The 23,893-nt window shown below is 70.0% G+C and carries 19 protein-coding genes and 1 pseudogene; 14 read left to right on the top strand and 6 right to left on the bottom strand.

Annotated elements, in window-relative coordinates; genetic code table 11:
* Positions 1-23 precede the first annotated feature (23 nt).
* The 3 genes from OG782_RS24615 to OG782_RS24625 form a co-directional block, all read right to left on the bottom strand.
* A complete protein-coding gene (locus tag OG782_RS24615) occupies positions 24-1,004 on the bottom strand; it encodes an ABC transporter permease (RefSeq protein ID WP_406454404.1) in 981 nt (326 codons plus the stop codon).
* Positions 1,005-1,091: 87 nt separating this feature from the next.
* Entirely contained in the window at positions 1,092-2,876 is a 1,785-nt protein-coding gene (locus OG782_RS24620) for an ABC transporter substrate-binding protein (protein ID WP_406454406.1), read from the bottom strand.
* Between the two features lie 73 nt (positions 2,877-2,949).
* Entirely contained in the window at positions 2,950-3,966 is a 1,017-nt protein-coding gene (locus OG782_RS24625; protein ID WP_406454408.1) for an ABC transporter permease, read from the bottom strand.
* Between the two features lie 506 nt (positions 3,967-4,472).
* On the opposite strand from OG782_RS24625, the gene OG782_RS24630 reads away from it, so the two are divergent.
* The 6 genes from OG782_RS24630 to OG782_RS24655 all read left to right on the top strand — a co-directional run bounded on the left by OG782_RS24630 (position 4,473) and on the right by OG782_RS24655 (position 11,828).
* Positions 4,473-6,104, top strand: coding sequence for an ABC transporter substrate-binding protein (locus OG782_RS24630; protein ID WP_406454410.1), 1,632 nt, complete (start codon positions 4,473-4,475; stop codon positions 6,102-6,104).
* 106 nt (positions 6,105-6,210) lie between these two features.
* Positions 6,211-7,134 (top strand): ABC transporter permease, encoded by a 924-nt coding sequence (locus OG782_RS24635; RefSeq protein WP_406454412.1) that lies wholly within the window; start codon positions 6,211-6,213, stop codon positions 7,132-7,134.
* Complete coding sequence (locus OG782_RS24640; protein ID WP_406454414.1) at positions 7,127-8,101, top strand: ABC transporter permease; 975 nt, start codon at positions 7,127-7,129, stop codon at positions 8,099-8,101. The genes OG782_RS24635 and OG782_RS24640 overlap by 8 nt, the downstream gene beginning before the upstream one ends.
* A 13-nt stretch (positions 8,102-8,114) precedes the next feature.
* The gene (locus OG782_RS24645) at positions 8,115-9,092 is read left to right on the top strand and encodes an ABC transporter ATP-binding protein (protein ID WP_406454416.1); all 978 of its coding nucleotides are present in this window, start codon (positions 8,115-8,117) and stop codon (positions 9,090-9,092) included.
* Positions 9,082-10,527, top strand: a complete 1,446-nt coding sequence (locus OG782_RS24650) for a dipeptide ABC transporter ATP-binding protein (protein ID WP_406454418.1) — start codon at positions 9,082-9,084, stop codon at positions 10,525-10,527. Before OG782_RS24645 ends, OG782_RS24650 begins: the two co-directional genes overlap by 11 nt.
* 254 nt (positions 10,528-10,781) lie before the next feature.
* Positions 10,782-11,828, top strand: coding sequence for a hypothetical protein (locus tag OG782_RS24655; RefSeq protein ID WP_406454420.1), 1,047 nt, complete (start codon positions 10,782-10,784; stop codon positions 11,826-11,828).
* A gap of 10 nt (positions 11,829-11,838) precedes the next feature.
* On the opposite strand, the gene OG782_RS24660 is transcribed toward OG782_RS24655, so the two are convergent.
* On the bottom strand, positions 11,839-13,920 hold the full coding sequence (locus tag OG782_RS24660) for a prolyl oligopeptidase family serine peptidase (protein ID WP_406459255.1): 2,082 nt from the start codon (positions 13,918-13,920) through the stop codon (positions 11,839-11,841).
* Positions 13,921-14,130: 210 nt separating this feature from the next.
* On the opposite strand from OG782_RS24660, the gene OG782_RS24665 reads away from it, so the two are divergent.
* The 8 genes from OG782_RS24665 (at position 14,131) to OG782_RS24700 (ending at position 21,597) form a co-directional block, all read left to right on the top strand.
* Positions 14,131-14,325 (top strand): hypothetical protein, encoded by a 195-nt coding sequence (locus tag OG782_RS24665; RefSeq protein WP_326738529.1) that lies wholly within the window; start codon positions 14,131-14,133, stop codon positions 14,323-14,325.
* A 30-nt stretch (positions 14,326-14,355) separates the two neighbouring features.
* Complete coding sequence (gene mshB / locus OG782_RS24670) at positions 14,356-15,255, top strand: N-acetyl-1-D-myo-inositol-2-amino-2-deoxy-alpha-D-glucopyranoside deacetylase (protein WP_406454422.1); 900 nt, start codon at positions 14,356-14,358, stop codon at positions 15,253-15,255.
* Positions 15,252-15,695 carry a DUF6113 family protein gene (locus OG782_RS24675; RefSeq protein ID WP_406454424.1) on the top strand — a complete coding sequence of 148 codons (444 nt, stop codon included), beginning with the start codon at positions 15,252-15,254 and terminating at the stop codon, positions 15,693-15,695. The genes mshB and OG782_RS24675 overlap by 4 nt, the downstream gene beginning before the upstream one ends.
* Positions 15,696-16,125: 430 nt before the next feature.
* Positions 16,126-17,907, top strand: coding sequence for a hypothetical protein (locus OG782_RS24680; protein WP_406454426.1), 1,782 nt, complete (start codon positions 16,126-16,128; stop codon positions 17,905-17,907).
* A 219-nt stretch (positions 17,908-18,126) separates the two neighbouring features.
* The gene (locus OG782_RS24685; protein WP_406454428.1) at positions 18,127-19,062 is read left to right on the top strand and encodes an ABC transporter ATP-binding protein; all 936 of its coding nucleotides are present in this window, start codon (positions 18,127-18,129) and stop codon (positions 19,060-19,062) included.
* Positions 19,059-19,814, top strand: coding sequence for an ABC transporter permease (locus OG782_RS24690; protein ID WP_406454430.1), 756 nt, complete (start codon positions 19,059-19,061; stop codon positions 19,812-19,814). Before OG782_RS24685 ends, OG782_RS24690 begins: the two co-directional genes overlap by 4 nt.
* Complete coding sequence (locus tag OG782_RS24695; protein WP_406454432.1) at positions 19,811-20,989, top strand: sensor histidine kinase; 1,179 nt, start codon at positions 19,811-19,813, stop codon at positions 20,987-20,989. Before OG782_RS24690 ends, OG782_RS24695 begins: the two co-directional genes overlap by 4 nt.
* Positions 20,986-21,597, top strand: a complete 612-nt coding sequence (locus tag OG782_RS24700) for a response regulator (protein WP_406454434.1) — start codon at positions 20,986-20,988, stop codon at positions 21,595-21,597. The genes OG782_RS24695 and OG782_RS24700 overlap by 4 nt, the downstream gene beginning before the upstream one ends.
* Before the next feature lie 62 nt (positions 21,598-21,659).
* Here OG782_RS24700 and OG782_RS24705 read toward each other — a convergent pair whose 3' ends face one another.
* Both OG782_RS24705 and OG782_RS24710 read right to left on the bottom strand, forming a co-directional pair.
* On the bottom strand, positions 21,660-22,343 hold the full coding sequence (locus OG782_RS24705; protein WP_406454436.1) for a response regulator: 684 nt from the start codon (positions 22,341-22,343) through the stop codon (positions 21,660-21,662).
* A 308-nt stretch (positions 22,344-22,651) separates the two neighbouring features.
* Positions 22,652-23,863, bottom strand: a pseudogene (locus tag OG782_RS24710) (sensor histidine kinase); the annotation flags it as partial.
* Positions 23,864-23,893: the final 30 nt, after the last annotated feature.

Here is a 23,893-nt window from a genome sequence, read left to right on the forward strand (position 1 = left end):
GGGGGTGCTCACTGGATCTCTCCCTAGGCGAGGCGGACGCGTGGATCGATGAGGGCGTAGACGGCGTCGACGATGATGTTGAAGAAGACGATCGCCGCCGCCGCGACCAGGACGACACCGAGGATCAGCGGAAGGTCGTTGTCGTTGACGGCCTTGATCGAGAGGGCGCCGATGCCGTGCAGGCCGAAGACCTTCTCGGTGATGATCGCACCGCCGAGCAGCAGGCCGATGTCGAGTCCGAAGATGGTGACGATCGGGCCCATGGCGCCGCGCCAGGCGAACCGGAAGAACACCGTGCGCCGGGAGAGGCCCTTGGCGCGTGCGGTGCGGACGTAGTCCTCGCTCAGTGTCTCGACGAGCTGGGAGCGGGTCATGCGCGTGTAGTTGGCGGTGAAGATCAGCGCCAGCACCAGCCAGGGCAGCAGCAGTCCGTTGAACCAGGCGGCCGGGTCCTGGGTGAAGGGGACGTCCTTGGGACGGCTCAGGATGTGCCACTGGTCGGTCAGGTAGTACATGGCGACCACGCCGACGATGTAGATCTGCATCGAGGAGAAGATCAGCGACGCAGAGGACGCGACCTTGTCCAGCGCCTTGCCCTGCTTCACGGCCGCCAGCATGCCGGTGCCCACACCGAAGACCACGAAGACGATCGCGCTGCCGATGGAGAGGGAGAGCGTCGTCGGGAAGCGGTCCAGGATGGTGCCGAGGACCGGCTCACGGTTGTGGAAGGAGTAGCCCAGGCACGGCGCGGGGCAGTGGCCGAACGAGGTGTAGTCCCGGCCCACGAACACGGCCTGGAGCCAGTGCCAGTACTGCACGGGCAGCGGGTCGGCGATGCCGAGGTTGCGTTTGACCAGCGCCAGTGTCTCCGGCGTGCACACCTTGCCGCAGGCCACACGAGCGGGGTCGCGGGGTGCGACGTAGAAGAGGACGAAGGTGATGGCACTGATGATCAGCAGGATGACCAGTGCGCCGATTACCCGGCGGATGAGGAAACGGAACATGGCGATGGATTTCCCTGGCAGACGCCGACGAGGGGGAGGGGAGCGGGCGGGGCGCCGCGAGGGCGCCCCGCCTCAGAAGTGTCGGCGTCAGGCCTTCACGAACAGCTTGTAGAAGACGGCCGAGGACCACAGCGGGTGGAACATCGCCCCGCCGACCTTCGAGCCGTACAGGTAGAAGCGGCGCTGGAACGTCTCGGGGATGATCGGCGCCTCCTCCGTCATGATCCGCTTGTCGAGCGCGGCCCACTCCTTGCCGGCCTCGACCGGGTCGGCGATGACGACGTTCTTCTTGATCGCGGCGTTGACCCAGTCGACGTTCAGCTGCGAGATGTTGTTGGCGCCGTTGGCGATGGTGCCGCCGTCGAACAGCGGCTGCATCAGCGTGTAGCCGGTCGGCCAGTCCGGGGACCAGCCGAACCACATGACGTCGAACTTGTTGTCGATCTGCTGGATCTGGTCGTAGTAGCTGGTGGAGTCCACCTGCTTGATGACCGGGTCGAAGCCGGCCGCCTTGAGGGCGTTCTCGATGACGACCTTGGTCTTGTCGTAGGTGTTGCTCTGCGGGAAGGCGTAGACGATCTTCTGGCCTTCCTTGCCCGCTTCCTTCAGCAGCTGCTTCGCCTTCTCCGGGTCACCCTGCGGCTTCTTCAGCTTGCCGTAGACGTCGTCCTTGGCGTAGCCGAGGATGTCGGGGCTCAGGATGGAGGTCGCGTAGTCACCGGCCGAGGGACCGCCGTAGATCTTGCGGATCTGCTCCAGCGGCCAGGCGTGGATGAGCGCCTGACGCACCTTCAGATCGGTGATCCGCTTGGTGTTGATGGCGTAGTAGTAGATACCGGTCAGCAGACCGTTGAAGGTGCGCTTCTTCAGCTCCGGGTCGGTGAGGACCTTCTGGATGCGCTCGGCCGGGACGCCGCTGTACGCCATGACGGCGTACTGGTCGTCACCGGAGTCGGCGATCATACGGTCCGCGGCCTGCAGCGACTCCGGGCCGAACTCGTAGACGAAGGTGTCCGGGTAGGCGTTGCGGATCGCGTCCGTCTTCGGGTCCCAGTGCTCGTTGCGCACCAGCGTCATCGACTTGTCGACGGCGTGCGCCTTGATCCGGTACGGGCCGGCCGAGACCGGGTCCTTGTCGTACTTGTCCTTGCTGTCGCCCTTGACCGGGACGGCGCCGTACGACGTCATCGCCAGGGTGAAGTTGAAGTCCGGGCGGGCCTCGGCGAGCTTGAAGGTGATGGTCTTCGCCGCGGCGTCCGTGACGACCGACTCGAGGTGCTTGCCGCTGAACGGGCCCTTGTACTTCGACCGGAAGTCGGCCGAGCCGGTCAGCGCCTGCTGGGCGTAGCCGGCGCCCTCGGTGGTGAAGGTGGCGAAGCCGCGCTCGATGCCGTGGCGCACGTCCTCGACGGTGAGCTCCTTGCCGTCCTCCCACTTGAGGCCGTCCTTCAGGGTGAAGGACCAGGTCTTGCCGGCGTCGCTCATGGTGCCCGCGTCGGTGGCGAGGTCGCCGATCAGCTTCATCGAGCCGTCGTCGGCGATCTTGTAGCCGGTCAGGCAGCGGATGAAGAGGTCACCGACCGCGGAGTTCCACGAGAAGTAGATGCGCTGCGGGTCGAGGTGGGAGAAGTCGTCCGGGGCGATGCCGCGGATCGTGCCGCCCTTCTTCGCACCCGGGACCTCGGGAGCCGGGCCCGTCGAGTCCGCCTTGGTGCCGACGACGACCGCGCCGGTGTACTTGTCGGTGCCGCCGTGGCCCTTGTCCTTGTCCTTGCCGGCGTTCGAGCTGCCGCTGCTGCAGGCGGAGAGCACCATCGAGCTGCCGGCCGCGACCGACGTGGCGATGACGAAGTTTCTGCGGGAGAGAGACATGGCTTCCTGCTCTGGTCGAGTGGAGAAACGATGGATCCGGTGGGCCCCGTCGCCCGTCCGGAGTACGGCGGGTTCAGCGCTTGGTCTTCGGATCCAGTGCGTCACGCACCGAGTCGCCGAGGAGGTTGAACGCGATGACGAAGATCACCATCGATGCGCCGGGGAAGAGCATGAACGTGATGTCGCTCTGGTAGACGTCCGATCCGCGCTGGATCATCACGCCCCAGTCGGGGGTCGGCGAGGTGAGTCCGACGCCGAGGAAGGCGAGGCCCGCCTCCGCCGTGACGTACGCGGGCAGCGCGAGCGTGGCCTGGATGAGGATCGGCGTCCAGAGGTTCGGCAGCAGTTCCTTGAAGATGATCCGGGCGGGGGACGCGCCGGTGACCTTGGCGGCCTCGACGAACTCGCGCTCGCGCAGGGCGAGGACCTCGCCCCGCAGCAGTCGCGCGATGGAGGCCCAGCCGAAGGCGGTCATGACCGAGATCAGGGTGACGACGGTCAGCCAGACCGGGGTGTTCTCCTCCGGGTCGACCAGGATCGAGATCATCACGGGCCAGAAGGCGATGAAGAAGAGCGTGGAGGGGAAGGCCAGCAGGATGTCGATGACCCGGCCCACCAGGTAGTCCGTCTTCCCCCCGAGGTAGCCCGCCGTGATGCCCACGGCGATGCCGATCACGGTCACCAGCAGCGTCGTGGCCGTGGCGATGAGCAGGGAATTACGGATGCCGTACAGCAGGAAGGTGAAGACGTCGCGGCCGAGGCCGGGCTCGATGCCGAACCAGAAATCACTGCTGATACCCCCATTGGGGAGGACCGGCGAACCGAAGTCGTCCAGCAGGCTGGTGTCGTTCTGGCCGTACGTCGTGTACGGATCCTTCCCGTACAGCTTGGCGATCAATGGGGCGGCGATGGCCACCACAAAGAAGAAAATGACAACATAGGCCGAAATGACACCGCTGCGGTCGCGCTTGAATCGGCGCCAGGCCAGCTTTCCCGGTGACCGGCCGTCACCTCCCTTGGGTGCGGGAGGAGGTGTCTTCACTTCCGCGGCCTCAAGGGGTGCTGCTGCGTTCGAGGTTGGAATCGTCATGGTGCTCCTGGCCCGGAGGGTCGAAGGACTCCGCAGGGCACACCTACGGGCTACCCGGACTTTTTCAACGCAATTCATGCAGGGTCAATGAATGTCGGGCCGCCTTGAGCCGCTCTTTGGAAGCTTGACCTGGGCATGACCTAAATATGGCCATCCCTTTAGGTTCTGTTTAGCTCCCGTAAATCAAATTCACCCGTAAAGCGGTTCAATTCCGGCAATGAGTCCGATATCCGGGCGGCGTCGTCTCGGAATTCGTACACCCCGCTGTACCGGTGCGGGGTCGATGCGCGTTCGTTGTCCCGCCGTTATTGCTTCACCGGCCGTCGGGCCTGGTCGGACGCCGTCATCGCCCGACGCGTTCGGGCCGGAAGGTCGCCGGGTGGCATCCGGGTGGCCGGTCCCGGCGTCCCTCGCCGCGCCCGAATGGCGGGAGTAAATGTGCACAAGGCCAGGTATGCGGTGATATTTGACTTCACGTAAGACGGAGCACTACGAGGAGGCACTCCATGCGCGGAGCCACACAGGTCAAGTGGGCCGCATGTGCGGTGGCCGTCGCCCTGGCGGCGACGGCCTGTGGCGGAGGGGGCAGCGGCGGCGGTGGCGGTGGCGCGAATGGGATCGTGAGCTCGTCGTGGGGTGACCCGCAGAACCCGCTGGAGCCTGCCAACACCAACGAGGTGCAGGGCGGCAAGGTCCTCGACATGATCTTCCGGGGGCTCAAGAAGTACGACCCGAAGACCGGCGAGGCGACGAACATGCTCGCCGACAAGATCGAGTCCTCGGACAACCAGAACTTCACGATCACCGTGAAGGGCGGCTGGACGTTCAGCAACGGCGAGAAGATCACCGCCAAGTCGTTCGTGGACGCCTGGAACTACGGCGCCCTGCTGAAGAACAACCAGAAGAACGCCTATTTCTTCGGTTACATCGACGGATACGACAAGGTCCACCCCGAGACCGGCGCGGCGAGCGCCACCACGCTCTCCGGCCTCAAGCTCGTGAACGACATGACCTTCTCCGTCAAGCTGACGCAGAAGTTCTCCCTGTGGCCCGACACCCTCGGCTACCCCGCCTTCGCACCGCTGCCGCAGGCCTTCTTCACCGACCATGCCGCCTGGGTGTCCAAGCCGATCGGCAATGGCCCGTACACGATCGACAAGTACGCCAAGGGCTCGTCGATGAACCTGCGCAAGTGGGACGGCTACCCCGGTGACGACAAGGCGCAGAACGGCGGGATCGACCTCAAGGTCTACACCGACAACAACACCGCCTACACCGACCTGACGGCCGGCAACCTCGACCTCGTCGACGACGTGCCCGCCTCCCAGCTCAAGAACGTCAAGGCGGACCTCGGTGACCGCTACATCAACACCCCGGCCGGCATCATCCAGACCCTCGCCTTCCCCTTCTACGACAAGGCGTGGGACACCCCCGGCGGGATCAAGGTCCGTCAGGGCCTGTCCATGGCGATCAACCGTGAGCAGATCACCAACCAGATCTTCCAGAAGACCCGCACCCCGGCCTCCGACTGGACCTCCCCGGTCCTCGGCGCCGACGGCGGCTTCAAGGAAGGGCTCTGCGGCAAGGAGTGCACGTACAACGCCGCCGAGGCCAAGAAGATGATCCAGGACGGCGGCGGCATCCCCGGCGGCCAGCTCAAGATCTCGTACAACGCGGACACCGGCTCCCACAAGGAATGGGTCGACGCCGTCTGCAACAGCATCAACAAGGTCATGGGCAACAACAAGGCGTGCGTGGGCGCCCCGGTCGGCACCTTCGCCGACTTCCGCAGCCAGGTCTCCCAGCAGAAGCTGCACGGCGCCTGGCGCGCGGGCTGGCAGATGGACTACCCGCTGATCCAGAACTTCCTGCAGCCCGTCTACTACTCCAACGCCTCGTCCAACGACGGCAAGTGGAACAACAAGCAGTTCGACGCCCTCATCAACAAGGCCAACGCCGAGTCGGACAAGGCCACGGCGGTCTCCACCTTCCAGGACGCCGAGAAGGTCATGGTCGAGCAGATGCCCGTCATCCCGCTCTGGTACCAGAACGGCAGCGCCGGCTACTCGGAGAACGTCACCAACGTCTCGCTGAACCAGTTCAGCGTGCCGGTGTACGAGCAGATCAAGGTCAAGTAGGCGGCTGAGGCCGGGTGACCGGTGCGCTCCCCGCACCGGTCACCCGGCTTCCCCGTCCCCGGCCCCCGATGACACCTCAGCCACCCCGCGACCCCCGGAGCCCTTCATGGGACGTTATGTGATCCGGCGGCTGCTGCAGATGATCCCGGTCTTCTTCGGCACCACGCTGTTGATCTTCCTCATGGTGAACGTGATGGGTGACCCCATCGCGGGTCTCTGCGGCGACCGCCAGTGCGATCCGGCGACCGCCGCCCAACTCCGTTCCGAGTTCGGCCTCGATAAGCCGGTCTGGCAGCAGTACCTCACGTACATGGGCAATGTCTTCACCGGCGACTTCGGCACCGCGTTCAACGGGCAGAAGGTCACCGAGCTGATGGCCACGGCCTTCCCCATCACCATCCGCCTCACCATCGTGGCGCTCCTCTTCGAGATCGTCATCGGCATCAGCCTCGGTGTCGTGACCGGCCTGCGCCGCGGCCGGCCCATCGACACCTCGGTGCTGATCCTGACCCTGGTCGTCATCTCCATCCCGACCTTCGTCACCGGCCTGCTGCTCCAGCTCCTGCTCGGCGTGGAATGGGGCGTCATCAAACCGTCCGTCTCCTCCGAGGCCCCGTTCAACGAGCTGATCATCCCGGGACTCGTGGTCGCCTCCGTGTCGCTGGCCTACGTCACCCGGCTCACCCGGACCTCGATCGCCGAGAACGCCCGCGCCGACTACGTCCGCACCGCGACCGCCAAGGGCCTGCCCAGGCGCCGCGTGGTCGTCCGGCACCTGCTCCGCAACTCGCTGATCCCCGTCGTCACCTTCATCGGTACGGACGTGGGCGCCCTGATGGGCGGAGCGATCGTCACGGAGCGGATCTTCAACATCCATGGCGTCGGCTACCAGCTCTACCAGGGCATCCTGCGCCAGAACTCACAGACCGTCGTCGGCTTCGTCACCGTCCTGGTCCTTGTCTTCCTGGCGGCGAACCTGATCGTCGACCTGCTCTACGCCGTACTCGACCCGAGGATCCGCTATGCCTGAGCAGACACCGGACGAGGCGATCTCGTCGGCCGGAGCCGGCGGAACGATGGACCTCGCTCTCGACGAGGGCGACAGCCTCGAAAAAACCCCCGGCGGCCCCGAGGGGACGGGACCCGGCACCAAGCCGCAGAGCCTGTGGTCCGACGCCTGGCGCGACCTGCGCCGCAACCCCGTCTTCATCATCTCCGCGCTGATCATCCTGTTCCTGGTGATCATCTCGATCTGGCCGCAGCTCATCGCCTCCGGCGACCCGCTCGACTGCGACCTCGACAAGGCCCAGCAGGGCTCCCAGCCCGGCCACCCCTTCGGGTACGACGGCCAGGGCTGCGACGTCTACACCCGGGTCGTGTACGGAGCCCGGAACTCGGTCACCGTGGGCATCTGCTCGACCATCGGCGTCACCCTGATCGGCAGCATCCTCGGCGGTTTCGCCGGATTCTTCGGCGGCTGGTGGGACTCGATCCTCTCCCGCCTCACCGACGTCTTCTTCGGCATCCCGGTCGTCCTCGGCGGCCTGGTCTTCCTCTCCGTGGTGACCAGCTCCACCGTCTGGCCCGTGATCGGCTTCATCGTGCTGCTGGGCTGGCCGCAGATCGCCCGCATCGCCCGCGGCTCCGTCATCACCGCCAAGCACAACGACTACGTACAGGCGGCCCGCGCGCTCGGCGCCTCCAACGGGCGGATGATGCTGCGCCACATCGCACCCAACGCCGTCGCCCCGGTGATCGTCGTCGCGACCATCGCGCTCGGTACGTACATCTCCCTGGAGGCGACCCTGTCGTTCCTCGGCGTCGGTCTGAAGCCACCGGCCGTCTCGTGGGGCATCGACATCTCCGCCGCGTCCCAGTACATCCGCAACGCCCCGCACATGCTCCTCTGGCCCGCCGGCGCGCTGGCGGTCACCGTGCTCGCGTTCATCATGCTCGGCGACGCGGTGCGCGACGCCCTCGACCCCAAGCTGCGCTGAGGAGTCCGCTGCCATGTTGCTCGAAGTGCGCGATCTGCACGTGGAGTTCCACACCCGGGACGGGGTCGCCAAGGCCGTCAACGGGGTCAACTACTCGGTGGCCGAGGGCGAGACGCTCGCCGTGCTCGGCGAGTCCGGCTCCGGCAAGTCCGTCACCGCACAGGCGATCATGGGCATCCTCGACATGCCGCCGGGAAAGATCAGCGGCGGCGAGATCCTCTTCAAGGACCGCGACCTGCTGAAGCTCAAGAAGGAGGAGCGCCGGAAGATCCGCGGCCAGGAGATGGCCATGATCTTCCAGGACGCGCTCTCCTCCCTCAACCCCGTGCTGACCGTGGGGGAGCAGCTCGGCGAGATGTTCGTCGTGCACCGCGGACTGTCCCGCAAGGACGCGAAGGCCAAGGCCGTCGAGCTGATGGACCGGGTCCGCATCCCGGCCGCCAAGGAGCGGGTCGGCAACTACCCGCACCAGTTCTCCGGCGGTATGCGCCAGCGCATCATGATCGCCATGGCGCTGGCCCTGGAGCCCTCGCTGATCATCGCGGACGAACCCACCACCGCCCTCGACGTCACCGTCCAGGCCCAGGTGATGGACCTGCTCGCGGAGCTCCAGCGCGAGCTCAACATGGGTCTGATCCTGATCACCCACGACCTGGGCGTCGTCGCCGACGTCGCCGACAAGATCGCGGTCATGTACGCGGGCCGGATCGTGGAGACCTCACCCGTCCACGAGATCTACAGGGCGCCCGCGCACCCGTACACCAAGGGCCTGCTGCGATCGATCCCGCGCCTGGACCAGAAGGGGCAGGAGCTGTACGCGATCAAGGGTCTGCCGCCCAACCTGCTGCACATCCCGCCCGGCTGCGCCTTCAACCCGCGCTGCCCGATGGCCCAGGACATCTGCCGCACCGACGTGCCGCCGCTGTTCGACGTGGCCGAGCACCGTCAGAGCGCCTGCTACTTCTGGAAGGAGACGCTCGATGAACGCTGACCACTCGGGGCGCAAGGAAGCGCGCGAAGAGGGCGAGGTGGCACGCACCCTCCTGGCGAAGTCGCGGGAGGGCAGCGCGTTCGCGGGCGGTGAACCGATCCTGGAGGTGCGCGACCTCGTCAAGCACTACCCGCTGACCCAGGGCATCCTGATCAAGAAGCAGATCGGTGCCGTCAAGGCGGTCGACGGGGTCTCCTTCGACCTCGCGGCGGGCGAGACCCTCGGCATCGTGGGGGAGTCCGGCTGCGGGAAGTCGACCGTCGCCCGGATGCTGGTTCACCTGGAACAGCCGACGGCCGGTGAGATCCGGTACAAGGGCGAGGACGTCACCAAGCTCTCCGGCCGCGCCCTGAAGGCCGTGCGCCGCAACATCCAGATGGTGTTCCAGGACCCGTACACCTCCCTCAACCCCCGGATGACGGTGGGCGACATCATCGGGGAGCCGTACGAGATCCACCCCGAGGTCGCCCCGAAGGGGGAACGCCGGCGCAAGGTCCAGGACCTGCTGGACGTCGTCGGCCTCAACCCGGAGTACATCAACCGCTATCCGCACCAGTTCTCCGGCGGCCAGCGCCAGCGCATCGGCATCGCCCGCGGCCTCGCGCTCAACCCCGAGATCATCGTCGCCGACGAACCCGTCTCCGCCCTCGACGTCTCCGTCCAGGCGCAGGTCGTCAACCTGCTGGACCGGCTCCAGGCGGAGTTCAACCTGAGCTACGTGTTCATCGCGCACGACCTCTCCATCGTCCGGCACATCTCCGACCGCGTCGGCGTCATGTACCTCGGCCGCTTCGCCGAGATCGGTACGGACGAGGAGATCTACGAACACCCCACGCACCCGTACACCCAGGCGCTGCTCTCCGCCGTGCCGGTGCCGGACCCGATGGCGCGCGAGTACCGCGAGCGGATCATCCTGCACGGCGACGTGCCCTCGCCCGCCCACCCGCCGTCCGGCTGCCGCTTCCGCACCCGCTGCTGGAAGGCGCAGGAGCGGTGCGAACTGGAGGTGCCGCTGCTGGCGGTCCCGGCGGTCTTCCGGCTGACCGAGACAGCGGCCAAGCACGATTCGGCCTGTCACTTCGCTGAGGAGAAGCGGGTGGTGCCGCCGGAGGGGAGGCTGGAGCAGGTGCAGGGCGAGGGCGGCCCGGGGGCGGCCGGGCCCGGTCCGGACGTGGAGAAGGTGGACCGGGAGGCCCGCAGGCCGCCGCAGGCGGAGCCGCCGGCCGCGTCGTCGGCCGTCGAGGACGAGGTGCCGCCGCCGGCGGATCAGGCCCCCGAGGACGAGGTCCCGCATCCGGCGGATCAGGTCTCCGAGGAGGAGGTGCCACCGCCGTCGGCAGGGAGCGCGGGCGAGGGCGAGGAGCCGCCGTCCGCGGGGACCGCGGGCACGGACGACGAACCGCCGCCGCCCTCCGGCAGTACCCGGATCAGCTGACCGGCCGGTCCGTTAACGCGCGGGCAACTCGGCTGTCTCACGTCCGATATACGGACCCGTCAGCATGGACAGCGTACGGCCGTGCGGGTGCCGTGGACCGGCCGGAGGGCTTCATGCCCCCCGGCCGGTCGCCCGAGAGGGACGCGGACGCGATCGCCCCCTTGTCGATCGGCCCGGCGCGGTGGAGTATCGCTCGGGTGATACTCACGCGGGGAGCAAGAGTCACCGGAGCCGTCCTGTGCGGTGTGCTTGCGGTGATCGTCGCAAGTTGGCTGATACGGGATGCCAAGGGGGCTGATTTCGGTCAACTTCTGCGGTATTGGGCCGGGTTCCTCGGCGCCCGCCCGAAAGTCCTGCCGACGACCTCGGCCATCGATGTGGTCCTCCTCGTGGTGTATGTGGCCGCCGCCTTCGCCGCGATGCGCTCCGCGGTCGCCGCCACCGTGCTGGTCGCCGTCGGAGTGATCACGCTCGGCGTGCAGTTCCCCGGACTCTGGAACATCGGCACCAAGGCGATGGAGTCGTCGTACGACGACGACCTGCGCTCGCGGGCCCTGATCTGCGCCTTCGTGGCACTCGCGGCGGGTATCGCGCTGATCATCACCGCCGGGGCCGGCCGCAGGCCGCCTGCCGACTCCTACGAGCCGGCGCCCACCAGGCCCGGAATCGGCGCGGGCATCACGGCCTTCCTGCTGCTGGGTGCGGCCGCAGCGGTGCTGGTCGCCTGGGAGATCCGCCAGGTGGTGAAGTACCCCGAGATCTTCCCCGAGTGGTACGTGGGCGGCGACCAGGTGCCGCATGCGCTGATCGATCCGCCGGCCGGCTGGACCACCGTGCTGCTGGTGCTGTTCTGCGCGTTCGCGGGGGTGAGCGCCATCTTCCGCGCCGTGCACGCACGGCCGTTCGGCCTCGTGGCCGCCGCGCTGCTGCTGCCCGGAGCGGTGCTGGGCCTGGTCCGGGCCGTGGACCTGAAGCTGATGGACCACTTCGGCTCGCTGCCGACCGAGACCCAGCTCACGCTGGTCAGCTGGTTCTTCCAGGCCCTCGTCGCGGTGGCCGTGCTGATCGTGCTGGCCCCCAGGGGCTTCGCCGACGTCCCCGGCCCGTACGGATCCGGACAGGGACCCGGCTACGGCCCGCCGGCCTACGGGCCTCCCGGGTACGGCCCCGTGCCGCCCCCCGGCCAGGAGCCCGGCCCGTACGGGAGCGGGCAGCCGCCCGCCCCCGGATACGGATACCCGCAGGGCGGCGGCGGCTTCGGACCGCCCCCGCCGCCCTCGCAGCCGCCGCCGGGCTGGTAGCCGGCCCTCTCTAGAGCGCCAGCGACCGCTTCAGGAAGTCCACCTGGAGCAGCAGCAGATTCTCCGCCACCTCCTCCTGCGGGGTCAGGTGGGTCACCCCGCTCAGCGGCAGCACCTCGTGCGGCCGGCCCGCGGCGAGCAGGGCGGAGGACAGCCGCAGTGTGTGCGCGACCACCACGTTGTCGTCCGCCAGACCATGGATGATCATCATCGGCCGCACCTGGTCGGCGGCGTGCGACAGGCCCTCGTCGGTGACCAGCGAGTTGTCCGCGTACACCTCCGGCTGCGTCGCGGGGTCGCCGAGGTAGCGCTCGGTGTAGTGGGTGTCGTAGAGCCGCTGGTCGGTCACCGGGGCGCCCACGACCGCCGCGTGGAAGACGTCGGGCCGCCGCAGCGCCGCCATGCCGGCCAGGAACCCGCCGAACGACCAGCCCCGGATGGCCACCCGGTCCAGATCCAGCGGGAACCGCTCGGTGAGCGCGTGCAGCGCCTCGACCTGGTCGTCGAGGGTGCGGGTGAGATTGTTCTTGACCGCCTTCTCCCAGCCGGGCGAACGGCCGGGTGTGCCCCGGCCGTCCGCGACGACCACGGCGAAGCCCTGGTCCGCGAACCACTGCGAGGTGAGATGCGTGTTGTGGGTGGCGACCACCCGGCGGCCGTGCGGCCCGCCGTACGGATCCATCAGGACCGGAAGCGGACCATCCGATTCCTTGTAGCCGGTGGGGAGCATCACGGCGCACGGAATTCGGCGTGCGCCCCCTTCGGTGAGCTGCGCCCGGACGGACAGCACCGGCTGCTCCGCGTGGTTCGCGACGGTGGCGAGCCGCTTCCCGTCCCGGAACACCTGCGCGGTCGTTCCCGGCCGATCCAGGGAGGTGGAGACCAGCACCGTCACGCCGCCGGACCGGACCGCGGAGTGCACGCCCGCGCCCTCCGAGACCCGCTCCACGCCCAGCTCGTTGACCCGGTAGACATGGCTCTCGCCGATCTCCGCCGCGGCCGCCAGCTCACCCGCCGACGCCGACACCAGGATGTCCGAATCGCCGATGTCCAGGACCGCCCGGATCTGCAACTGCGCCCCGGTCAGCGGCCGGTCGCCGACCGCGAGTACCCGCGCCCCGCCCTCGTCCGCGATCCGCACGAGCCGCCCGTCCGGCGCCCACGCGGGCACCCCGGGGAACAGGTCCAGCCACACCGGGTCCTCGTCCGCGTGCACCGTCCGGGTCGCCCCGGTCTCCGGGTCCACCGCGAGATGGAGCTGGCTCTGCTGGTCACGGGCCTGCACGAGCAGCAGCGGCGCCCCGCCCGACGACCAGTGCACCTGCGCCAGATACGGGAACCGGGTCCGGTCCCACACCACTTCGGTACGCTCCCCGGCCAGGTCCGTGACGAAGAGCCGCACATCGGCGTTGGGCGTGCCGGCCGCCGGGTAGGCGATCTCGGCCGGCTTGCGCTCCGGGTGCGCGGGGTCGGCGATCCACCACCGCCGCACCGGGCTGTCGTCGACCCGGGCCACCAGCAGCCGGTCCGACTCCGGCGACCACCAGAAGCCCCGCGAACGCTGCATCTCCTCGGCCGCGATGAACTCCGCGAGGCCGTAGGAGACCTGGTCGTCCTCCGGCTCGGCGAGCGCCCTGTCCTCCTCGCCCCCGGCCCCCACCACGCGCAGCGCGCCCTTGGACACATAGGCGATGTGCCGTCCGTCGGGGGAGGGGCGCGGATCGATCACCGGACCGGGCACGGGCAGCGCACGCGCCGTACCGGCGCGCAGCTCCGCGACGTACACCTTCCCCGAGAGCGCGAACGCCGCCAGTTCGGCGGCCGCGTCGACCGCGTAGCCGACGATCCCCGACGAGCCCTCGCGGCTCCGCTCACGCCGGGCCCGCTCCTGCACCGACAGCCGCTCCGCCGAACCGCCCAGCAGGACCGCCGGGTCCGCCACGACCCGCTCCCGCGGGGCGGCGCCGTCGCTCAGGTCCAGCACCCAGAGCCGGCCCGAGCGGTCGGTGCCCGACCCCGAGCGCAGGAAGACCACCCGTTCACCGTCGGGTGAAACCGTGAACGCGCGTGGTGCTCCGAGGGTGAAACGCATCGTCCGGGCCGACTGCTTGGGGAACGTGATCTCTGGCGAAGTCATGCGCCGAACCTATCGGCCGCTCCCGGTCCGTGCGCCCCTCGTGCTGCTGTGCCCCGATCAATGCGTTGCGACGGATAGTTATGATCCGTAGCGCTCGGTGGGTAAGAACCTGCTGGCTCCATGCGTGCTGCCCGTCCCCGACCGTACAGATGGAGGTGAACCGTCGTGGTGCTCTCGATTTCGGCGGTGGTGCTGCTGGCGATCGTCGTCTTCCTGCTGATCCGGAAATCCGGACTGAAGGGCGGACACGCGGTCGTCTGCATGCTGCTCGGTTTCTACCTCGCCAGCTCGTCCGTCGCACCCACCATCTCCGAGCTGACCACGAACGTGGCCGGCATGATCGGGGGCATGAAGTTCTGACACCGGCGCCCGGCTCGTAGGGTGGTCCCCATGACGGACCTTCCCGCCCGGCGTCTGCTCCTGGTGCACGCGCACCCCGACGACGAGTCGATCAACAACGGCGCCACCATGGCCAGGTACGCGGCTGACGGCGCCCTGGTCACGCTGGTGACCTGCACCCTCGGCGAGGAGGGCGAGGTCATCCCGCCCGCACTCGCCCACCTCGCCGCCGACCGGGACGACGCCCTGGGCCCCTACCGCCAGGGTGAACTCGCGGCGGCCATGAAGGAGCTGGGGGTCACCGACCACCGCTTCCTCGGCGGTCCGGGCCGTTACCGGGACTCCGGAATGACGGGCGTCGAGCAGAACCACCGCCCCGGCGCCTTCTGGTCCGCCGGTGTCGACGAGGCCGCCGGGTACCTCGTGGAGGTGATCCGTGAGGTGCGCCCCCAGGTCCTGGTCACGTACGACCCCGACGGGGGCTACGGGCACCCCGACCACATCCAGGCCCACCGGGTCGCGATGCGGGCAGCGGAACTGGCCGCCGACCCCGCGCACACCCCCGGCTCCGGCGCCCCGCACACCATCGCCAAGATCTACTGGAACCGGGTGCCGCGCACGGTCGCCGAGGACGCCTTCGCCCGGCTGCGGGCCACCGCCCCCGACGCCTTCCCGGGCATCGCCGCGATCGACGACGTACCGGGTGTGGTGAACGACACCCTGATCACCACCGAGGTCGACGGCGCCGGACACGAGGAGGCGAAGACCGCGGCCATGCGGGCGCACGCCACTCAGATCGCGCTGAAGGGCCCCTTCTTCGCTCTGTCGAACGATCTGGGACAGCCTGTTCTCACCACCGAGTACTACGAATTGGTGAGCGGCACCCCGGGCGCTCCCGAGGGAACAATCGAGAAGGATCTCTTCGCGGGACTGCCGGAGGCGGAGCAGTGAGCAGCAGGTCGCGGGCGACGCGGACCGAAGCGCCCCCCAAGGACATTCCGGCCACCGGCCTGGCCGCGCCCCTCAACCCCGGCCGGATCGCCGCGCTGCTGGGCCTCGCGGTCCTCGGGGCTCTCGTCGGGATCGCCGGGACGCTGGTCCAAGCCGCCTGGTTTCCCGGCGGGTTGCTGCTCGCGCTGCTCGCCTGCGCCGGCCTCTTCCACGGTGGCCGCCGTCTGATGGGGACGCAGCCGGGGGCTCTGGCGCCCGCCGCGGGATGGCTGATTTCGGTCATTGTTCTGCTCATGGGACGACCTGAGGGGGACTACGTATTCGGTGACGAACTGGGCCTCGCCCTCTTCCTGCTGGGCGGGATGGCCGTCGCTGTGATCTGCGCCACCCTGTCGCGGTCGCCCCAACTGGGGGCCGACAACGGCCGACCTGGCAAGTAATGTGCCACGTCCGGTCCCGTAATGCCCCCTGTCCGTCCGGGGGGTGCGCAGCCGTTTCCCCCGGTCGCGGGGTGTCTGTCGGCCGCGGCCAGTATGGTGGTTCGCGCGCCTAGCCGTCCCCCGGCCTGCGGCACGGGGGAAGTACGGGCGGCGGAGCCAATCGGGAGAACCTGCTTTGAGTCGTGAAACTGACAGTTCGTCCTCCGGGCCCCAGGGCCGCGGGGGAGCCGCGTACCCCTCGGGTACGCCGCCGTACGGATCCCGCCAGTATCCGTCGCTGCACCCTTCGCAGGACGCCCCGGAGGAGTCCCCGGAGGCTGCGGATCCGCCTCAGCCCGAAGAGCCGAGAACCGAGACGACGCTGACGACGCGCATCCGGATCAACATTCCGGGCTCGCGTCCCATCCCGCCGGTCGTCATGCGTACGCCCATGAGCGACGCCGACGGATCCGGCGGCGAGCGCACCGGCTCCACCCCGCGCCCGGGTGCCTCCGCGCCGGGGACGCCGGATGCGCAGGGCCCCGGCACCGGAGAGGGTTCCGCCGCGGCGGAACCCGCCCCGGAGAAGCCGGCCAAGGAGAAGGGCGGCAGCGACTGGTTCGCGCCGCGCAAGTCCTCGCCGGGCGGCGCCTCGGACGGTGCGGGCTTCTCCGCCGGTGGCGCGGCAGCCCCCGGCGGCCGGCCGGACGGCCCGGTGACCCCGCCCACGGGTCCCCGCGCCGATCTGCCCTACTTCTCGGACGGTCCGCAGCCGGGTGCGCCCGGCCCGGACTTCGGCGCCGACGCCCCGGGGGCGGAGCGCCCCACGCCGAACCTCGGTGTCCGTACGCCGGGCCCGGCCGGCCCCACCACGGGACCGGCCACCGGCACCTCTGCCCTCACCCCGGACCTCGGCGGACCCGGTCCCTTCGGCCAGGGTCCGGCGGCCCCGGGCCAGGCCGGCCCCGGTCCGCAGGGCCCCGGCGGGCCGGGCGGCGTGCCGCCGCGGATGTCCGACGACACCGCGGTGCTCACCCCGCAGTTCCCGCCGTCCGCCGCCGGCCCCGGCGGCAACGTCTCGGGCGAGACGCTGAACAGCGGCATCCCCGTCGTGCCGTCGGAGCGCCGTTCCACGAAGCCCCCGTCGCCGTTCCGGGGTCCGGACCTCACCCCGCGGATGCCGGACAACCCGATGGGCACCGGACCGGGCGGGTTCACCGACGAGGGCTCCGAGCCCGCCGCCCGTCCCGCCCCGGCGCCCGCACGGACGAGCGCCCCGGCGAAGAAGGGCCGCTCGAAGCTGGTGCTGCTCGCCGTGGCGGCCGTCTGCCTGCTCGGGGTCACGTACGGCGCCGGGCTGCTGATGAACCACTCGGACGTCCCCAAGGGCACCACCGTCCTCGGCGTCGACATCGGCGGCGGCACGAAGGAGGACGGCGTCGAGAAGCTGGACGCCGCACTCGGTGAACGTGCCAAGGCCGCGCTCCAGCTGAGCGTGGACGGCAAGAAGTCGGAGCTCGCCCCGGACCGGGCCGGACTCTCCCTGGACAGCCAGGCCACCGTGCGCGCGGCGGCGGGCAGCGACTACAACCCGGTCTCCGTCATCGGCTCCCTCTTCGGCGGCCGGCGCGCGGTCGACCCGGTGATCCCGGTCGACGAGGAGAAGCTCGGCGTCGCGCTGAAGGACCTGGCGGGCGCCTCGGGCTCGGCCAACGACGGCACGGTCAAGTTCGTCCCGGGCAAGGCCGTCGCCGTCCCGGGCAAGGCGGGCCAGGCGCTCGACGTCAACCAGTCGATGGTGTCCGTACGCGACGCCTACCGCGCCCAGGTCCAGACGGGCAAGGCGAACATCGTCGAGCTGCCCGTCACCAGCACCGAACCCACCATCAGCCAGGCCGAGATCGACCGGGCGATGAAGGAGTTCGCGGAGCCCGCGATGTCCGGCCTGATCACGATCAAGGCAGGGCCGAAGGAGATCCAGTTCGGCCCGGCCAAGTCGCTGCCGAAGATCCTCTCGATGGTGCCGATCGACGGCAAGCTCGTGGACCACTACGACAAGAAGGCCATCGACACCCTCTGCGAGGGCGTCTTCGACGGCATCATGATCACCAAGGGCAACGGTACGAAGCACCAGCTCAGCGCGGACGACGTGGCCTTCGCCATGAAGGGCGCGCTGATGGGCAAGACCCAGGCCGAGCGGACCGTCACGATCGACCTCGGCGGCAACGGCTGACCCTGCCCCACCCGCCACACCCACCGCCCCCGACCGGACTTCCGGCCGGGGGCGGTGGCGTTCGGGGAGGTGAGGTTCGGGGGTGGCGGGGTTCGGGGTGGTGGGGTTCGGGACAGTGGGGTGCGGGCCGGCTCTCACACGTACGGCATGACATCTGTCATCCCGGATCCACGACCCGTGACCCTGCCGGGCGCGCCCCCGCTTCGCCAGGCTGGACACATGACAACGACAGCCCCCGAAGTCACCGTGGCGAAGACCGCCGTGGTCAGCTTCGACCAGGTCGGCAAGGCCTACGGAGACGTACGCGCCGTCGACGGACTCACCCTCGACCTGTACCCCGGCGAGACCGTGGCCCTGCTCGGCCCGAACGGCGCCGGCAAGTCCTCCACCCTCGACCTCCTCCTCGGGCTGCGCACCGCCGACTCCGGCACGGTCCGCCTGTTCGGTACGACCCCGCAGGCGGCCATCGCCGCCGGCCGGGTCGGCGCCATGCTGCAGTCCGGCGGCCTGATGGAGGACGTCACCGTCGCGGAACTGGTCGGGCTCGTCTGCGATCTACACCCCAGCCCCTACCCGGTGAACGAGGTGCTGGCCCGGGCCGGCATCGCGCCGATCGCCGGCCGGATGGTCAACAAGCTCTCCGGCGGCCAGGAGCAGCGCGTACGGTTCGCCCTCGCCACCGCCGGGGCCAACGACCTGATCGTGCTCGACGAGCCGACCACGGGGATGGACGTCACCGCCCGCCAGGCCTTCTGGGCCACCATGCGCGAGCAGGCCGATCAGGGCCGTACCGTCCTGTTCGCCACCCACTACCTGGAGGAGGCCGACGCGATCGCCGACCGCGTCCTGGTCCTGCACAAGGGCCGGCTCCTCGCCGACGGCACCGCCGCCGAGATCAAGGCGATGGCCGGGGCCCGCCGGATCTCCTTCGAGCTTCAGGGCGCGGTCGACGAAGCGGCCCTGCGCGCCCTGCCGTTCCTCGCCGCGCTCGACATCAGCGGCCACCGCGTCCGCATCCAGTCGCACAACGCCGACGCCACCGTGCACGCCGTCTACGGGCTGGGCCTGTACCCGCGCGAGCTCGAGGTCGCCGGACTCGGCCTGGAACAGGCCTTCGTCGCCATCACCGAGGCCGAGGAGGCCAGGACCGCATGATGAATTTCTTCTCATGGGCGCTCATCAGGCTCGAAGTGACCCGCACCCTGCGGAACAAGAAGTTCATGTTCTTCTCGGTCATCTACCCGTCGGTGATCTACCTGCTGATCTCCGGCACCCAGAACACCACCGACAAGGTGCCGCACACCGATCTGACCCTGCAGTCCTTCTTCATGGTCTCGATGGCCTCCTTCGGCGCCCTGACCGCCGTCCTGATGGGCAACAGCGAACGCATCGCCAAGGAGCGCGAGAAGGGCTGGGTCCGCCAGCTGCGGCTCACCGCACTGCCCAGCCGCGGCTACGTCCTGGCGAAGATCGCCAGTGCCGCGATGGTCACGCTGCCCTGCATCGTCGTCGTCTTCCTCGTCGCCGCCTCCGTCAAGCACGTCCGGTTCGACCTGTGGCAGTGGTTCGCCCTGGCCGGGGTCATCTGGGCCGGTTCGCTGGTCTTCGCGGCGCTCGGGGTCGCCATCGGCTACCTCGCCAGCGGGGACGCGGTCCGCCCGATCACGATGATCATCTACTTCGTGCTCTCGATCCTCGGCGGCCTGTGGATGCCGAGCGCGACCTTCCCGCAGTGGCTCCAGAACGTCTCCGAGTGGCTGCCCACCCACGCGTACGCTGCACTCGGCCAGGCCGTCGAGATGGGCGGTGCGCCGCACGCCAAGGACGTCGCCATCCTCTGCGTCTACTTCCTGCTCTTCGCGGGCGGCGCGGCCTGGCTCTACCGGAAGGACACCCTGAAGGCGTGAACGAGGACGAGACGGCCGTGGGTATCGGGCGCCCGCCGGAGAACCGCAGGCAGATGGGGATCAAGGCCCTGTGGATCGGGATCTGGCTCGCCTTCATGAGCGCGCCCGTCAAGGACCTCCTCGACGGCGGCCACACCCCGTGGGCCACCGCGCTCGGCACCCTCGGGCTGCTGGTCTTCGTCGGCAGCTATCTGCTCCTGGTCTACCGCCACACATCGAAGGCGCTCGACCCGGTCCGGGTCCGCGCCGCGATCGCCTTCCTCGGGGTCCTGTCCGTCGTCCTGTCCCTGACGATGGGCACCCCGTGGCTGGTGCTGTTCGTGTACGTCTCGGTCTCCGTCGGGGCCACCCTGCCCCTGGAGACCGCCCGCTGGCTGATCCCGGTCGTCACCGCCGTCCTGGTCGCCATCGGCCTGACCGGCGAACACCCCCGCGAGATCGTCACCGCACTCGTCTTCCCGGCGCTGCTCGGCGGCTTCGCGATGACGGGCGTCCGGCAGATGATCCGCACCACGATCCAGCTCCGCGAGGCCCGCGCCACCGTCGCCCAGCTCGCCGCCAACGAGGAGCGGCTGCGGCTGGCCCGGGACCTGCACGACCTGCTCGGACACTCCCTCTCCCTGATCACCCTCAAGAGCGAACTGGCCGGCCGGATGCTCCCCGACCACCCGGACCGGGCTGCCGAACAGGTCGCCGACATCGAACAGGTCAGCCGCCAGGCCCTGGTGGACGTACGCAGCGCCGTCACCGGCTACCGCAGGCCGACCCTCCCCGGCGAACTGGCCGGGGCCCGGACCGCACTCGCCGCCGCCGGAATCGACGCCGACATCCCGGCCGAGGCCCCCGACGACCTGCCCGAGAAGCCGGAGGAGGTGCTCGCCTGGGCCCTGCGGGAAGCCGTCACCAACGTCGTACGCCACAGCGGCGCGGGGCGCTGCACCGTCACCCTCGCCCCACGCCAGACGCTCGACGGCAGGGTCCTCGAACTCACCGTCGCCGACGACGGCCGCGGCGCCTCCGGTAAGGCGCCGGGCAACGGACTCACCGGCATCGCCGAACGCCTCGCCACGGTCGACGGGACCCTGGCCACGCGGTCCACCCACCCCCGCTCGGGCAAAGGCTTCACCATGGTCCTCAGCGTTCCGCTCGGTTCCGGCCTAGGATCCCCGGAATGAGCATGATCAGACTCCTCCTCGCCGAGGACCAGTCCATGGTGCGCGAGGCCCTCGCGGCGCTCCTCGGCCTGGAACCCGACATCGAGGTCGTCGCCCAGGTCGCCCGCGGGGACGAGGTGCTGGCCGCCGCCCGGGAACACGCCATCGACGTCGCCCTTCTGGACATCGAGATGCCCGGCATGACGGGCATCGAGGCGACGGCGGAGCTGCGTCGCGCCCTCCCGGACGTCAAGGTCGTCGTCGTCACGACGTTCGGCCGCCCCGGCTATCTGCGCCGGGCGATGGAGTCGGGCGCGGACGCGTTCCTGGTGAAGGACGCACCGGCGTCCCAACTGGCCGAAGCGGTACGCAAGGTGCTCGCCGGCCAGCGCGTCATCGACCCCACCCTCGCGGCCGCCGCCCTCGCCGACGGCGCGAGCCCGCTGACCGAACGGGAGCGCGAGGTGCTGCGCACGGCGTCGGACGGCTCGACCAATGCGGAGATCGCCGCCGCACTGCACCTGTCCCAGGGCACGGTCCGCAACTACCTCTCCATGGCGATCCAGAAGATGGCGGCGCGCAACCGTGCGGAGGCGGTCCGGATGGCCCGTGAGAAGGGCTGGCTGTAGGGCCTGTTCACCGGGGCCCCGGCGGGGCCGGCAGCAGCCCCCGGCCCGGGGCCCGGGCGGCCTCACCGGGCCGGTGACACCAGCCCCGCCTCGTACGCGATGATGACGAGCTGCACCCGGTCCCTGGCGCCGAGTTTGGCGAGCAGCCGGGTCAGATAGGTCTTGGCCGTGGCCACGCTGATGAAGAGCCGCTCGGCGATCTCCGCGTTGGACAGCCCGCTGCCGACCAGCACCAGCACCTCACGCTCCCGGTCGGTGATCGCCGTGAGCGGCCGCGCCTGCGAGGCGGCGGCGGGGCGGCTCGTGAAGTCCTTGATCAGCCGCCGGGTGACGCTCGGCGCGATCAGGGCGTCCCCGGCGGCCACCACCCGTACCGCCGCCAGGATGTCGTCCAGCGCCATGTCCTTGACCAGGAACCCGGCCGCGCCGGCGCGCAGGGCGCCGTACACGTAGTCGTCGTCGTCGAACGTCGTCAGGACCACCACATGCGTGGCGCCGGAACCGGCGGCGATCCGTTCGGTGGCCTCGATGCCGTTCAGCCCCGGCATCCGGATGTCCATCACGACGACGTCCGGGGCGAGTTCGGCGGTCAGCCGTACCGCTTCGTCGCCCGTGCCCGCCTCGCCGACGACGTCGATGCCGGCGGTGTCGGCCATGACCATGCGCAACGCGGTACGCACCAGCGGCTGGTCGTCGGCGAGCACGACACGGATCGGCGCCACGGCTGCGGTCGTGGGTTCAGTCATGCCGCTTCTCCATCGGAGGCGGGCGCGGGCGCGGGGGTGGAGGTGTGCGTGGGGGTGGAGACGGGCGTGGAGGTGGAGGTGGGGGCGGGCGCGGCAGTGGAGGTGGAGGTGAAGGCGGAGGCGGGCGCGGAGGCGGACGGGGGCGTGGGCGCGACGGCGGAGGCGGGCGCGGAGGTGGACGGGGGCGTGGGCGCGACGGCGGAGGCGGAGGCGGAGCTGGACGAGGGCGCGGAGCTGGAGGTAGAGGCGGAGGCGGAGCTGGACGAGGGCGCGGAGCTGGAGGTGGAGGCGGAGGTGGGCGCGGAGGTGGGCGTGGCGGCGGGAACCGGCAGCCGGGCCGTCACCAGGAAGCCGCCGTCCGGACGCGGGGCGGCACTGAACTCGCCGTGCAGCAGGGCGACCCGCTCCCGCATCCCGACCAGGCCGAACCCGGCGGGCGTGGAACCGCCGGCACCCCGGCCGCTGTCCGCGACCTCGATCGTGAGCTCCTCGGCGCCGTACCCGACGGACACCCGGCAGGAATCGGTGGCGGCATGACGGACCACATTGGTCACCGACTCCTGGATGATGCGGAACGCCGACAGATCGATGTCCGGCGGCAGCGGCCGCCGTTCGCCCCGCCACCCCACATCCACCCGGACCCCGGCCGCCGTCGTGGTCCTCGCCAGCCGGTCGACATCGGCGAGACCCTCCGCCGGGCGCAGCGGCGCGGCCCCCCGCTCCGCCCCCTCGTACCCCGGCTCGGACTCCCGCAGCGCACCGAGCATCCGGCGCAGCCCCGACAGCGTCTCGCGGCCCGCGATCTCCACCGCGCTCATCGCCTCGCGCGCGGCGTCCGGCTGGGTGTGCACGACGCGGGCCGCGGCACCCGCCTGGAGGGCGATGATGCCGACGCTGTGCGCGACCAAGTCGTGCATCTCGCGGGCGATGCGCAACCGCTCCGCAACTACCGCCTGTTCGGCGGCCCGCGCGTTCAGATTCTCGTCGTGCCGGCGCGCCTCGTACGCCGCGCGGCCCACCAGCCAGGCGACGACCGCGGTCAGGGCGACGACCAGCCCCGCCGACGTGCCCACCGGCCACCCGGCCAGCAGCCGCAGCGCCAGGAAGCCGGCGACGACACCGAGCGACATGCCGAGGGCGGCGAGTCCGGTCCTGTTCGGCCGGGAGGCCGCGATGAAGTACAGGGCCGCGTCGGCGGCCAGGAACTGGGCGAGTGGTATCTCCGCCACGCTCAGCGAGGTGGTGGCGAGCGCGGAGGCACCCAGGATCAGCGCCAGACCCTTCAGCGGACGCCGCTCCAGCACCAGGCAGCCACTGGCCGCCAGGGCCGTGGCGAGCAGTTGGGTCAGCAGACCGTCCCACCGGTAGAAGACGACCCCGGCCCGGACGGACGGCTCGTACTCGCCGGGCAGCCGGACCCGCACGAGGAAGGTGAGCAGCACGCCCGCGTACCAGGCCGACCCCACCCACCAACCCGGCGGCACGCGCTTGAGCAGGGGCGACGAGGGCGTTGAGGACATGCGCCGATCGTAGCCACCCCCGCCCGGCCC

Source organism: Streptomyces sp. NBC_00876, assembly GCF_045207435.1.
Classification (GTDB): Bacteria; Actinomycetota; Actinomycetes; order Streptomycetales; family Streptomycetaceae; genus Streptomyces.